The following is a 12,797-nucleotide window of genomic DNA, read 5'->3' on the forward strand; positions in this document are numbered from 1 at the left end:
GCACGCCTGGATTGGCGTGCGCGACATCTGGATGGACTACATCAAACCCGTGGGCCTGCGTCTGGCCCTGCATGGGTTGACCCTCGTCTGGCTGGTCGGTTGCACGGGCTGGGCGTTTCAAGTGCTCTGGAGGCTGTAAGCCATGACCCTGACCGCAAACCTTCCCCGTCGGCGCTTCGACGTCATCATCGTCGGCGCTGGTGGCTCCGGCATGCGCGCTTCGCTGCAACTGGCGCGCGCCGGCCTCAACGTCGCCGTGCTGTCCAAGGTGTTCCCGACCCGCTCGCACACCGTGGCCGCGCAAGGCGGCATCGGTGCCTCGCTGGGCAACATGTCCGAAGACAACTGGCACTACCACTTCTACGACACGGTCAAGGGCTCGGACTGGCTCGGTGACCAGGACGCGATCGAGTTCATGTGCCGCGAAGCGCCCAAGGTGGTGTACGAGCTCGAGCACATGGGCATGCCGTTCGACCGCAACCCCGACGGCACCATCTACCAGCGCCCGTTCGGCGGCCACACCGCCAACTATGGCGAAAAGCCCGTGCAGCGCGCCTGTGCCGCGGCCGACCGCACCGGCCACGCCATGCTGCACACGCTGTACCAGCAAAACGTCGCCGCGCGCACCACGTTCTTCGTCGAATGGATGGCGCTCGACTTGATCCGTGACGCCGACGGCGACGTCATCGGCGTGACCGCGCTGGAGATGGAGACGGGCGACGTCTACATCCTGGAAGCCAAGGCCACGCTGCTGGCCACGGGCGGCGCCGGGCGCATCTATGCGGCCAGCACCAACGCCTTCATCAACACCGGCGACGGCCTGGGCATGGCCGCGCGCGCCGGCATCCCGTTGCAGGACATGGAATTCTGGCAGTTCCACCCGACCGGCGTGGCCGGCGCCGGTGTGCTGCTGACCGAGGGCTGCCGCGGTGAAGGCGCCATCCTGCTCAACAGCAACGGCGAGCGCTTCATGGAACGCTACGCCCCCACGCTCAAAGACCTGGCGCCGCGCGACTTCGTCAGCCGCTGCATGGACCAAGAGATCAAGGAAGGACGCGGCTGCGGGCCAAACAAGGACTACATCCTGCTCAAGCTCGACCACCTGGGCCCGGAGACCATCCACAAGCGCCTGCCGTCGGTGTACGAAATCGGCATCAACTTCGCCAATGTTGACATCACGAAGGAGCCGATCCCCGTCGTGCCCACCATCCACTACCAGATGGGTGGCATCCCGACCAACATCAACGGTCAGGTCGTGGTACCGGACGGCAACGGTGGCCAAAAGGTCGTCAACGGTCTGTACGCGGTGGGTGAGTGCTCGTGCGTGTCGGTGCACGGCGCCAACCGTCTGGGCACCAACTCGCTGCTGGACCTGCTGGTCTTTGGCCGCGCGGCGGGCAACCATATCGTCAGCCATCTGGACCGTGGGCGCGAGCACAAGCCGCTGCCCAAGGATGCCGCCGACCGCACGCTGGAGCGCCTGAGCCGCCTGGAATCGCGCACCGACGGCGAGTACGCACAGTCCGTGGCCAACGACATCCGCCAGACCATGCAGCAGCACGCGGGCGTCTTCCGTACCCAAGCCAGCATGGACGAAGGCGTGCGCAAGATCAACGCGCTGCGCGAACGTGTCGCTGCCATCGGGCTCAAGGACAAGTCCAAGGTATTCAACACCGCGCGCATCGAAGCGCTGGAGGTGGAAAACCTGATCGAGGCCGCGCAAGCCACCATGACCTCGGCCGCCGCGCGCAAAGAATGCCGCGGCGCGCACACGGTCAAGGACTACGAGCGCGGCCCCGATGACCCCGAATGCCCGCTGGGCCGCAATGACAAAGAGTGGATGAAGCACACCCTGTGGTGGAGCGAGACCAACAGCCTGACCTACAAGCCGGTCAACCTCAAGCCGTTGACGGTCGAGTCCATCCCGCCCAAGGTCCGCACGTTCTGACGCCGCTTTGCCCGGAGGATCCCACCATGGCCAAACGCACCTTCAAGATCTACCGCTACGACCCGGACAAAGACGCCAAGCCCTACATGCAGACGCTCGAGGTCGAGCTGACCACCGAGCGCATGCTGCTCGACGCGCTGATCAAGCTCAAGGAGCTCGACCCGACGCTGTCGTTTCGCCGCTCGTGCCGCGAGGGCGTCTGCGGCTCGGACGCGATGAACATCAACGGCAAGAACGGGCTGGCGTGCCTGACCAACCTGCGCACGCTGCCCGACACCATCGTGCTCAAGCCGCTGCCCGGGTTGCCCGTGGTGCGCGACCTGATCGTGGACCTGACGCTGTTTTTCAAGCAGTACCACTCGATCAAGCCGTACCTGATCAACGAGACGCAACCGCCCGAAAAGGAGCGCCTGCAGTCGCCCGAGGAGCGTGAGGAACTCAACGGCCTGTACGAGTGCATCCTGTGCGCGAGCTGCAGCACCTCGTGCCCCAGCTTTTGGTGGAACCCGGACAAGTTTGTTGGCCCGGCTGGCTTGCTGCAAGCGTACCGCTTCATCGCGGACAGCCGCGACCATGCCACCGCCGAGCGGCTGGACAACCTGGAAGACCCGTACCGGCTGTTCCGCTGCCACACCATCATGAACTGCGTCGATGTCTGCCCCAAGGGACTCAACCCGACCAAGGCCATCGGCAAGATCAAGGAATTGATGGTGCGTCGCGCCGTCTGACGGCCCGCTGCCCTGTCCTGCCCCACCGTGACCATGGACGACGGCGACCGGCTCGACGAACACCAGCTCGGCAAGCTGCGCTGGCGCTGCCGCCGTGGGCTGCTCGAAAACGATTTGTTCATCGAGCGCTTCTTCGCGCGCCATGGTGCCACGCTCACGGCACGCCAGGCGCGCGGGCTGCAAGCGTTGATGGACTTGAGTGATAACGACCTGCTCGACCTGCTGCTGCGCCGCCGCGAGCCCGACGGCGCGCTGGCCTGTCCGGAAGTGATCGAGGTGCTGGCGCTGCTGCGCACGCCGCCGCGCGCCGACGCGCCGCCTCCGGCGTCTTTCGCCCCCTAGACCCCCAAGGACCCCCGCGTATGAAACTCCAAGCCCATAAAGCCACGCTGTCGTTCTCCAATGGCGCGCCCAGCGTCGAGTTGCCGATCTACTCCGGCACCATCGGCCCGGATGTGATCGACATTCGCAAGCTTTACGCCCAGACGGGGATGTTCACCTACGACCCGGGGTTCCTGTCCACGGCGTCGTGCCAGTCGGCCATCACCTACATCGACGGCGACAAGGGTGAACTGCTCTACCGCGGCTACCCGATCGAGCAGCTGGCCACGCAGTGTGACTACATGGAAACCTGCTACCTGCTGCTGTACGGCGAGCTGCCCAATGCCGCGCAGAAAGCCGACTTCACGCGCCGCGTCACGCTGCACACCATGGTGCACGAGCAGATGCAGTTCTTCTTGCGCGGCTTCCGGCGCGATGCGCACCCGATGGCGGTGCTCACCGGCTTGGTGGGTGCGATGTCGGCCTTCTACCACGACAGCACCGACATCAACAACCCCGAGCACCGGGAAATCGCGGCCATCCGTCTGATCGCCAAGATGCCCACGCTGGTGGCCATGGCCTACAAATACGGCATCGGCCAGCCCTTCATCTACCCGCGCAACGATCTGAGCTACGCCGGCAACTTCCTGCGCATGATGTTTGGCACGCCGTGCGAGGAGTACCGCGTCAGTCCCGTGCTCGAGCGCGCGATGGATCGCATCTTCATCCTGCACGCGGACCACGAGCAAAACGCCTCGACCTCGACCGTGCGCCTGTGTGGCAGCTCGGGCACCAACCCGTTTGCGGCTATCGCCGCCGGCGTGGCCTGCCTGTGGGGCCCCGCGCACGGGGGCGCCAACGAGGCGTGCCTGAATATGTTGGAAGAAATCCAGGCCATGGGCGGCGTGGACAAGATCGGGGAATTCATCGCCAAGGTCAAGGACAAGAACTCGGGCGTGCGCCTGATGGGCTTTGGCCACCGCGTCTACAAGAACTACGACCCGCGCGCCAAGCTGATGCAGGAAACCTGCAACGAGGTGCTGGGCGAGCTGGGGCTGGAGAACGACCCGCTGTTCAAACTGGCCAAGACGCTGGAGCGAATCGCGCTGGAGGACGACTACTTCGTGCAGCGCAAGCTGTACCCCAACGTCGACTTCTACTCGGGCATCGTGCAGCGCGCCATCGGCATCCCGGTCAATCTGTTCACCGGTATCTTCGCGCTGGCGCGCACCGTGGGCTGGATCGCCCAGCTCAACGAGATGATTTCCGATCCGGAGTATAAGATTGGGCGTCCGCGACAACTCTTTACTGGCTCGCCCAAGCGCGACGTCAAGCCCATCGACCAACGCTGATATGGGTCGCACGCTCTACGATAAGATCTGGGACGAACACGTCGTCCACACCGAGGAGGATGGCACCGCCATCCTCTACATCGACCGCCACCTGGTGCACGAGGTGACCAGCCCGCAGGCCTTCGAGGGCCTGCGCGTGGCGGGTCGCAAGCCGTGGCGGGTGTCGTCCATCGTCGCCACCGCCGACCACAACACCCCCACCACGGGATGGGAGCGCGGCTACGACGGCATCACGGACCCGATCAGCCGCGAGCAAATCGTCACGCTCGACGCCAATATCCGGGAGTTCGGCGCGGCGGCGTACTTTCCGTTCCTGAGCAAGCGCCAGGGCATCGTGCACGTCATCGGCCCGGAAAACGGCGCCACGTTGCCAGGCATGACGGTGGTTTGCGGCGACAGCCACACCAGCACGCATGGCGCTTTCGGTGCGCTGGCGCATGGGATCGGCACGTCCGAAGTCGAACACGTGTTGGCCACGCAAACGCTGCTGGCCAAGAAGGCCAAAAACATGCTCATCCGCGTGGAGGGCGAGCTGCCGCGCGGCTGCACCGCCAAGGACATCGTGCTGGCCATCATCGGCCGCATTGGCACGGCCGGCGGCACCGGCTATACCATCGAGTTCGCCGGCAGCGCCATCCGCGCGCTCTCGATGGAAGGTCGCATGACCGTGTGCAACATGGCCATCGAGGCCGGTGCGCGTGCCGGGCTGGTGGCGGTGGACGACAAGACCATCGAATACGTGCGCGGCCGGCCCATGGCACCGACGGGTGTGGAGTGGGACCAGGCCGTGGCCTACTGGCGCACGCTGCACTCCGACCCGGATGCGCACTGGGACGCGGTGGTCGAACTCGACGCCAGCCAGATCCTGCCGCAGGTTACCTGGGGCACGTCACCCGAGATGGTGCTGCCCGTCACCGAGCGCGTGCCCGACCCGGACAAAGAAAAAGACCCGGTCAAGCGCGCCGCCATGGAGCGCGCCCTCCAGTACATGGGGCTGCAGCCCGGCAAACCGCTGACCGACATCACGGTCGACAAAGTATTCATCGGCTCGTGCACCAACAGCCGCATCGAAGACATCCGCGAAGCCGCCGCCGTGGTGCGCAAGCTGGGCCAGCGCGTGGCGCGCAATGTCAAGCTCGCCATGGTGGTGCCGGGCTCGGGCCTCGTCAAAGAGCAAGCCGAGCGCGAAGGGCTCCACGAAATCTTTCGGGCTGCTGGCTTCGAGTGGCGCGAGCCCGGCTGCTCGATGTGTCTGGCGATGAACGCCGACCGGCTCGAACCCGGTGAGCGCTGCGCCAGCACCAGCAACCGCAACTTCGAAGGCCGCCAGGGTGCCGGCGGGCGCACGCATCTGGTCAGCCCGGCAATGGCCGCCGCCGCGGCCATCCACGGCCATTTCGTCGATATACGGTCCTTTGCCTGACGTTGTCATGTCGTCGTTCACGGAGACTGCCATGAACCGCGTTCTTTGCTGCACCCTCGCTGCACTCGGCCTGCTGCTGGCGGGCTGCAACACCGTGGCTGGCTTGGGCAAGGACATCCAGAAAGGAGGCCAAGTCCTGCAGGACGCGGCCAAGAAATAAATGGAACGCTTCACCGTGCACCGGGGGATCGTCGCCCCGATCGACCGCGAAAACGTCGACACCGACGCCATCATCCCCAAACAATTCCTGAAGTCGATCCGACGCACCGGCTTTGGCCCCAACCTGTTCGACGAGTGGCGTTACCTGGACCAGCCCGGACAGCCCGGCGTACCCGAGAGCCAGCGGCGGCCCAACCCCGACTTCGTGCTCAACCAGCCGCGCTACCAGGGCGCCTCGATTTTGCTGGCGCGCAAGAACTTCGGCTGCGGCTCTAGCCGCGAGCACGCGCCGTGGGCCATCCAGCAGTACGGGTTTCGCGCGCTGATCGCCCCGAGCTTTGCCGACATCTTTTTCAACAACTGCTTCAAAAACGGGCTGCTGCCGATCGTGCTGCCGGAGCCGGTGGTCGATACGCTCTTTCATGAGGTGTACGCCTTCCCCGGCTATGAGCTCACGATCGATCTCGAACGCCAGGTGGTGGTCAAACCCGACGGCAGCGAAATCGCGTTCGAGGTGCAGCCGTTTCGCAAGTACTGCCTGCTCAACGGACTCGACGATATCGGCCTGACGCTGCGCCACGCGGACAAGATCCGCGCCTTCGAGGCCGAGCGCCTGGCGCGCTACCCTTGGTTGGCACGCACCTTTGCGGGCTGAGCCGCTGCCTGGCCCCACTCCTTTCGTTGATCGGTTTGCCCCATGAAGATTGCCATTTTGCCCGGTGACGGCATCGGCCCCGAGATCATCGCCGAAGCGGTCAAGGTCCTGCGCGCGCTGGCGCTGCCGCTGGAGATGGAAACCGCCCCCGTGGGCGGTGCCGCCTATGCCGAGAGTGGCCACCCGCTGCCCGAGGCCACGCTGCGCCTAGCACAGCAGGCCGACGCCGTGCTGTTTGGCGCCGTGGGCGACTGGAAATACGACGATCTGCCGCGGCCGTTGCGCCCCGAACAAGCCATCCTGGGCTTGCGCAAGCACCTGGGGCTGTTTGCCAACCTGCGGCCGGCCATCTGCTACCCCGAGCTCACGCACGCCTCCAGCCTCAAGCCCGAACTGGTCGCGGGGCTCGACATCCTGATCGTGCGCGAACTCACGGGCGACATTTACTTCGGTCAGCCGCGCGGGCGGCGCACGGCGCCGGACGGCCCGTTTGCGGGCGCCGACGAGGCCTTCGACACCATGCGCTACAGCCGTCCCGAGATCGAGCGCATCGCGCGCGTGGCGTTCGAAGCGGCGCGCCGGCGCCACGGCGGCCGCGGCGGCAAGGTGACCAGCGTGGACAAGGCCAACGTGCTGGAAACCTTCCAGTTTTGGAAGGAAGTCGTCACCGACGTGCACCACGACTACCCCGACGTGACGCTGGAACACCTGTACGTGGACAATGCCGCCATGCAGCTCGTCAAGGCGCCCAAGGCGTTCGACGTCATCGTCACGGGCAACATGTTCGGCGACATCCTGTCGGACGAGGCGGCCATGCTGACCGGCTCGATCGGCATGCTGCCCTCGGCCAGCCTGAACGAACACGGCCGCGGTCTGTACGAACCCAGCCATGGCAGCGCCCCCGACATCGCGGGCAAAGGCATCGCCAACCCGCTGGCCACCATCTTGTCGGCGGCGATGATGCTGCGCTATTCGCTCGGGCAGCCCGAAGCCGCCACGCGCATCGAGGCTGCGGTGCAGCGCGTGCTGGCCGACGGCCTGCGCACGCCCGACATCCACAGCGCCGGCACCACACGCGTGGGCACCGCCGAGATGGGCGACGCGGTGGTGCGCGCGCTGCAGGCATAGACCGGTTTTTCTCCTTCATCCCCCAAAAGGCACACGCAATGAGCACAGTTGGCAATCGGGTCGGCCTCGTCGGCTGGCGCGGCATGGTCGGCTCGGTCTTGATGGACCGCATGGTCGCCGAAGGCGACTTCGACCTCATCGAGCCGGTTTTCTTTTCCACCTCCAACGCGGGCGGTGCCGCCCCCGCGCAGGCCAAGGCCCACCGCACGCTGCAAGATGCGCACGACATCGAGGCGCTGTCGCGCTGCGACATCATCCTCACCTGCCAGGGCGGCGACTACACCAAGGACGTCTTTCCGCGCCTGCGCGCCGCCGGCTGGCAGGGGCACTGGATCGACGCGGCCAGCGCGCTGCGCATGGAGCCCGACGCCGTCATCGTGCTCGACCCGGTCAACGACCATGTGATCCGCCGCGCGCTGGCCAATGGCGGCAAGAACTGGATCGGCGGTAACTGCACCAACTCGATCCTGCTCATGGGCCTCAACGGCCTGTTCCGCGAAGACCTGGTCGAGTGGGTCAGCTCCATGACCTATCAGGCCGCCAGCGGCGCCGGCGCCAACAACATGCGCGAGCTGCTGCAAGGCATGGGCGTCATCCATGCCGCGGTGGCCGACGATCTGGCCAACCCGGCGTCGGCCATTCTGGACATCGACCGCAAGGTGGCGAAAGCCATCCGCGAGGACGTGCCAACCGAATACTTTGGCGCGCCGCTGGCAGGCAGCCTCATTCCCTGGATCGACGTGCAACTGCCCAACGGCCAGTCGAAGGAAGAATGGAAAGGCCAGGCCGAAGTCAACAAGATCTTGGGCACCACGCAGACGATCCCCGTCGACGGCCTGTGCGTGCGCATCGGGGCCATGCGCTGTCACAGCCTGGCGCTGACCCTCAAGCTCAAGCTCGACGTGCCGCTGGATGAACTCGAGACCATCATCCGCAGCGGTAACCCGTGGGTCAAGTGGGTGCCCAACGAGCGCGCCATCACCGTGCGCGAGCTCACCCCCGCGTCCATCACGGGCACGCTGCAGGTGGGCGTGGGCCGGGTGCGCAAGCTCAACATGGGCCCCGAGTACGTCTCGGCCTTCGTGATCGGCGACCAACTGCTGTGGGGCGCGGCCGAGCCGCTGCGCCGCATGCTGCGCATCCTGCTGCGCGCGTGAGGCGCGCATTCGCGGTCTGACGGCGGTATAGTCGGGTCTGAAGCACCAAACGTGCCGGCGCTGGCCGCGCAGCGTTGTACCGCTGCAACGCGCGGCGGGCCGTCACGCGATAGATGGCATCCGGCGGCGTGCTCGGCAACACGTGAGCTTGTCGCGGTAACGCATTGATGCTATGGTGTTTCGACGTCATCGACCCGATGCCTGAAAAAAGGACCTCTGTGCCGAACCTCCGCCCGCCTCTGCGCTCGCTGCCGCCCGCGCCCGACGGCGCCATCGACCGCCCCCACCGCGGGGGAGTGCGGCCATGGCGTGGCGTGGCCATCGCGGCGGCGTTGTCTTGCGCCTTGGCTGGCAACGCCTGGGCGCTGGCATTGGGGCGGGTGTCGGTGCAATCGCTGCTGGGTGAGCCCCTGCGTGCCGAGATCGACGTGCCGGCACTCACCGACGCCGAGGCGGCCAGCCTGCAAATCGGGCTGGCCCCGCCCGAGCGTTTTCGCGCGGCCAATCTGGACTTCAACCCCCTGCTGCAGGACGTGTCGCTGACGCTGGAGCGCCGCCCCGACGGGCGCGCCGTGATCGTCTTGCGCAGCAACCGCCCGGTGGCCGAGCCGTTCCTGGACGTGGTAGTGCAAGCCCGCTGGGCGGGCGGTGAGTTGCTGCGCGGCTACACGCTGTTGTTCGACCCGCCGAACTTGCGCCCTGTGGCGCCGGTGGCGCCCGCCGTCAGCGCCCCCTCAGCAGTGCCCGCGATTCCCGCCAGCCCGCCCACCCCACCTAACCCGCTGGCGACCGACGTGCGGCCCGCGCAGCCGGTGCCGGCAGCGGCTCCAGCCCCCCGCACAGCCGTGGCGAGCGCCCCTGGCGAGCGGACGCAGCGCATCACGGTGCGGCCCGGCGACACCGCTGGCCGCATCGCCGCCGCGCACAAGCCCGCCGACGTGACGTTGGAGCAAATGTTGGTCGCGCTGCTGCGCGCCAACCCCAACGCTTTCATTCGCGGCAATGTCCATCTGTTGCGCGCGGGCGCCGTGATCGACCTGCCCGACGGTGCCAACGCTGCCCCGGTCGATGCGCAGGAAGCTCGACGCATCGTCGCTGCACAAACGCGCGACTTCAACGAATACCGGCGCCGACTGGCCCAGGCTGCACCTGCACAGGAGGCGCCCGCGGCCACCCGCACCGCCACCGGCGGCGTGCAGGCCGCCGTGGCCGAAGACAAACCCCAAGCCAGCGCACAGGATCGCCTCACGCTGAGCAAGCCCGGTGCCACCGCCCCCGCCGAGGCGCGCATCGCCCAGGAGCGCCAGCGCAACGAAAGCGAGCAACGCGTCGCCGAACTCAACCGCAACCTGCAGGAACTAGAGCAACTGCGGCAAGCGGCCGCCGCACCGACACCAGCGCCCGAAGCGGCACCCGCGGCCCCGCCTGCCGCGGCGCCTGCGGCGGCTGCGCCTGGCCTGGAGGTGGCGGCCACCCCCCCCGCGGCTGCCGCACCCAGCGCACCCGCCGAGCCGGCAGCGGCTCCTGCCCCTGCCCCGGAGCCGGCTGCACCTGCGGCCCCGCCCGCACCTCCACCGGCACCCGCGCCGGCCCCCGAACCGTCGGCGCTGACGGCGCTGCTTGGCCATCCGCTCGTCATCCCTCCCGCCGGTGGAGTGGCGGTGCTGCTGGCGGTGCTCGCGTGGTGGCGTCTGCGGCAACGCCGGCGCAATGCCGAGCCAGCAGCGGCGCAAGAACCCGACATCGACGCCGTTGGCCAGACCGTGGACACCGACGAACCTGCGCCGGCATCGTCGATGATGTATTCGCCCAGCCAGCTCGATGCCGGTGGCGACGTGGATCCGGTGGCCGAGGCAGACGTCTATCTGGCCTACGGTCGTGAACAACAGGCCGAGGAGATCCTGCTGGAGGCGTTGCGCCTGCACCCGGACCGCCTGCCCGTGCGACTCAAGCTGCTGGAAATCTACGCCCAGCGGCCCGACGCGGCCCGCTTCGAAGCCGCGGCACGCGAGCTGCACGCCCTCACACAAGGCCAGGGGCCGGAATGGGCACGAGCCTGCGAGCTCGGCCAGACCCTCGACCCCGACAACCCGCTGTACCGCCCAGCGACGGGTCAGGCGGGTGGGATGGCGGGCGCAGCCGCTGCGGCCATGGCCGCTGGCAGCGTAGCTGGCGCCAGCAATCTGCCCGAGCTCGACCTCTCCGCCGTGGCCGCCAGCGCGCCGTCCATGGCGGCAGACACGCCTGCCCCCCCCGCGGCCGAAGCGGCCGATCTCGACTTCGACCTCGACCTAACGACGGCCCTCGACGCCGCGCAGGCCCCAGCACCCGCCGCCGCGCCCACCCCGGCGGACGAGGGCCTCGACTTCGACTGGGATCTGCCCCCCGCCGATGGCACCGCACGCGCGGACGACCCCGCTGCGGCGGCGGCCGATGCGCCCAGTCTGCCGCCCGAGCTGGCCGAGTTGTCGCTCGATCTGCCGGGCGACGGTTCCCCGGCCACTGCCGAGGGTGCGCCCGCCCCGGCCGAGGCCGGCGAGACGGCCGAGGGCGACGTCCCCATCGACGACCTGTCCAGCCTGGAAGTCGCCGAAGGCTTGGCCGAGGCCGACCCGCTGGAGACCAAACTGTCGCTGGCGCGAGAGTTCGAAGCCATCGGCGACATCGACGGCGCGCGCACGCTGGCCGAGGAGGTGGTGGCCGAAGCGACCGGCGAGCTGCAGGAGCGCGCGCGCGCCTTCCTCGCCCAGTTGGCCTGAAACCCAGCCTGAGCGGCTGCGATGGCGAACGGTGCATCGATGCGCGTGGCGTTGGGTGTGAGCTACCTGGGCACCGCCTACCAGGGCTGGCAGAGCCAGCCCAGCGGCCAAACGGTGCAAGACCAGCTCGAGCGCGCCCTGTGCGCGTTTGCCGACGTGCCCGCGATCACCACGCTGTGCGCGGGCCGCACCGACGCCGGTGTGCACGGCCTCAATCAGGTGGTGCACTTCGACGCGCCGGTGCAGCGCCCCATGGCAGCCTGGGTGCGCGGCACCAACCGGTTTTTGCCGCCAGACATCGCGGTGCAGTGGGCGCGCGCGGTGCCCGCGACCTTTCACGCCCGCAACAGCGCCCGCGCGCGCCGCTACGCTTACGTACTGCTGGAGTCGCCCGTGCGGCCCAGCGTCGAGGCCGGGCGCGTCGGTTGGGTCTTTCGCCCGCTGGCACTGGCACCCATGCAGGCGGCGGCGCAACACCTCATCGGTCAGCACGATTTCAGCGCCTTTCGCGCCGCGCAGTGTCAGGCGCGCTCGCCCATCAAGCATGTGCAGCGACTCGACATCCGCCGCCGCGGGCCCTACTGGCGCTTCGACTTCGAGGCCGACGCCTTTTTGCACCACATGATCCGCAACATCATGGGCTGCCTGATCGCCATCGGCCATGGCCTGCGCCCGCCCGAGTGGATGGCCGCCGTGCGTGACGCCCGGCGGCGCGACATCGCCGCACCCACCTTCGCGCCCGATGGCCTGTACTTTTTGGGGCCGCGCTACGATGAGGCGCTCGGCCTGCCCGAACGGACGGCCGCGTTCGACTGGCTGCCGCTGTAGCTGGCGTTGCTCATCGTGCGCCTCGACATCGATCCTCCTTCCCCAGTCATCCCATGCGACGCACCCGCATCAAAATCTGTGGCCTCACGCGCGAGGCCGATGTCGAGCATGCCGCGGCTGCCGGTGCCGATGCCGTCGGCTTCGTGCTCTACCCCGGCAGTCCCCGCTGCGTGAGCGCCCGACGCGCGGGCGAGCTGGCGCGCAGACTGCCCCCCTTCGTCACGCCCGTGCTGCTGTTCGTCAACGCCAGCGCCGATGAGGTGCGCGCCGCGTTGGACGCCGTGCCGAGCGCGCTGCTGCAATTCCATGGCGACGAGTCCCCCGAGCAATGCGCGGCAC

The 12,797-nt window shown here is 67.8% G+C and carries 12 protein-coding genes and 1 pseudogene; all 13 read left to right on the forward strand.

Translation table 11 applies throughout. The annotated features are described in order from the left end of the window. Nucleotides 1–139 (forward strand): succinate dehydrogenase, hydrophobic membrane anchor protein (gene sdhD, locus Q0716_RS01295; protein ID WP_299018846.1); only part of this gene is annotated, 139 nt, incomplete at its 5' end. A gap of 3 nt (nucleotides 140–142) precedes the next feature. Continuing rightward, nucleotides 143–1,948 carry a succinate dehydrogenase flavoprotein subunit gene (sdhA, locus tag Q0716_RS01300; RefSeq protein WP_299018834.1) on the forward strand — a complete coding sequence of 602 codons (1,806 nt, stop codon included), beginning with the start codon at nucleotides 143–145 and terminating at the stop codon, nucleotides 1,946–1,948. Between the two features lie 26 nt (nucleotides 1,949–1,974). Further along, entirely contained in the window at nucleotides 1,975–2,676 is a 702-nt protein-coding gene (locus Q0716_RS01305) for a succinate dehydrogenase iron-sulfur subunit (protein WP_299018836.1), read from the forward strand. Nucleotides 2,677–2,709: 33 nt separating this feature from the next. Continuing rightward, the gene (locus Q0716_RS01310; RefSeq protein WP_299018847.1) at nucleotides 2,710–3,018 is read left to right on the forward strand and encodes a succinate dehydrogenase assembly factor 2; all 309 of its coding nucleotides are present in this window, start codon (nucleotides 2,710–2,712) and stop codon (nucleotides 3,016–3,018) included. 20 nt (nucleotides 3,019–3,038) lie between these two features. Continuing rightward, nucleotides 3,039–4,349 carry a citrate synthase gene (gene gltA, locus Q0716_RS01315; RefSeq protein WP_299018838.1) on the forward strand — a complete coding sequence of 437 codons (1,311 nt, stop codon included), beginning with the start codon at nucleotides 3,039–3,041 and terminating at the stop codon, nucleotides 4,347–4,349. A gap of 1 nt (nucleotide 4,350) precedes the next feature. Then, the gene (leuC, locus tag Q0716_RS01320; RefSeq protein WP_299018840.1) at nucleotides 4,351–5,772 is read left to right on the forward strand and encodes a 3-isopropylmalate dehydratase large subunit; all 1,422 of its coding nucleotides are present in this window, start codon (nucleotides 4,351–4,353) and stop codon (nucleotides 5,770–5,772) included. A gap of 31 nt (nucleotides 5,773–5,803) precedes the next feature. Next, nucleotides 5,804–5,932 carry an entericidin A/B family lipoprotein gene (locus Q0716_RS01325; protein ID WP_299018841.1) on the forward strand — a complete coding sequence of 43 codons (129 nt, stop codon included), beginning with the start codon at nucleotides 5,804–5,806 and terminating at the stop codon, nucleotides 5,930–5,932. After that, nucleotides 5,933–6,586, forward strand: a complete 654-nt coding sequence (leuD, locus tag Q0716_RS01330) for a 3-isopropylmalate dehydratase small subunit (RefSeq protein WP_299018842.1) — start codon at nucleotides 5,933–5,935, stop codon at nucleotides 6,584–6,586. It abuts the gene before it with no gap. Between the two features lie 42 nt (nucleotides 6,587–6,628). After that, nucleotides 6,629–7,714: a 3-isopropylmalate dehydrogenase gene (gene leuB / locus Q0716_RS01335; protein WP_299018843.1), complete on the forward strand. Its 1,086-nt coding sequence runs from the start codon at nucleotides 6,629–6,631 to the stop codon at nucleotides 7,712–7,714. Between the two features lie 38 nt (nucleotides 7,715–7,752). Further along, nucleotides 7,753–8,871 (forward strand): aspartate-semialdehyde dehydrogenase, encoded by a 1,119-nt coding sequence (asd, locus tag Q0716_RS01340; RefSeq protein WP_299018844.1) that lies wholly within the window; start codon nucleotides 7,753–7,755, stop codon nucleotides 8,869–8,871. Between the two features lie 218 nt (nucleotides 8,872–9,089). Next, a complete protein-coding gene (locus Q0716_RS01345) occupies nucleotides 9,090–11,630 on the forward strand; it encodes a FimV/HubP family polar landmark protein (RefSeq protein ID WP_299018845.1) in 2,541 nt (846 codons plus the stop codon). A 39-nt stretch (nucleotides 11,631–11,669) separates the two neighbouring features. After that, entirely contained in the window at nucleotides 11,670–12,458 is a 789-nt protein-coding gene (gene truA / locus Q0716_RS01350; protein ID WP_299018848.1) for a tRNA pseudouridine(38-40) synthase TruA, read from the forward strand. A 53-nt stretch (nucleotides 12,459–12,511) separates the two neighbouring features. Beyond that, nucleotides 12,512–12,797 (forward strand): annotated as a pseudogene (locus Q0716_RS01355) (N-(5'-phosphoribosyl)anthranilate isomerase); the annotation flags it as partial.

The organism is uncultured Tepidimonas sp., assembly GCF_938045175.1.
Classification (GTDB): Bacteria; Pseudomonadota; Gammaproteobacteria; order Burkholderiales; family Burkholderiaceae_C; genus Tepidimonas.

Excerpts from the sequence above, each read along its gene's own strand:
- sdhA (WP_299018834.1), top strand. The coding sequence starts at position 143 with ATGACCCTGACCGCAAACCTTCCCCGTCGGCGCTTCGACGTCATCATC.
- Q0716_RS01305 (WP_299018836.1), top strand. The coding sequence starts at position 1,975 with ATGGCCAAACGCACCTTCAAGATCTACCGCTACGACCCGGACAAAGAC.
- Q0716_RS01310 (WP_299018847.1), top strand. The coding sequence starts at position 2,710 with ATGGACGACGGCGACCGGCTCGACGAACACCAGCTCGGCAAGCTGCGC.
- gltA (WP_299018838.1), top strand. The coding sequence starts at position 3,039 with ATGAAACTCCAAGCCCATAAAGCCACGCTGTCGTTCTCCAATGGCGCG.
- leuC (WP_299018840.1), top strand. The coding sequence starts at position 4,351 with ATGGGTCGCACGCTCTACGATAAGATCTGGGACGAACACGTCGTCCAC.
- Q0716_RS01325 (WP_299018841.1), top strand. The coding sequence starts at position 5,804 with ATGAACCGCGTTCTTTGCTGCACCCTCGCTGCACTCGGCCTGCTGCTG.
- leuD (WP_299018842.1), top strand. The coding sequence starts at position 5,933 with ATGGAACGCTTCACCGTGCACCGGGGGATCGTCGCCCCGATCGACCGC.
- leuB (WP_299018843.1), top strand. The coding sequence starts at position 6,629 with ATGAAGATTGCCATTTTGCCCGGTGACGGCATCGGCCCCGAGATCATC.
- asd (WP_299018844.1), top strand. The coding sequence starts at position 7,753 with ATGAGCACAGTTGGCAATCGGGTCGGCCTCGTCGGCTGGCGCGGCATG.
- truA (WP_299018848.1), top strand. The coding sequence starts at position 11,670 with ATGCGCGTGGCGTTGGGTGTGAGCTACCTGGGCACCGCCTACCAGGGC.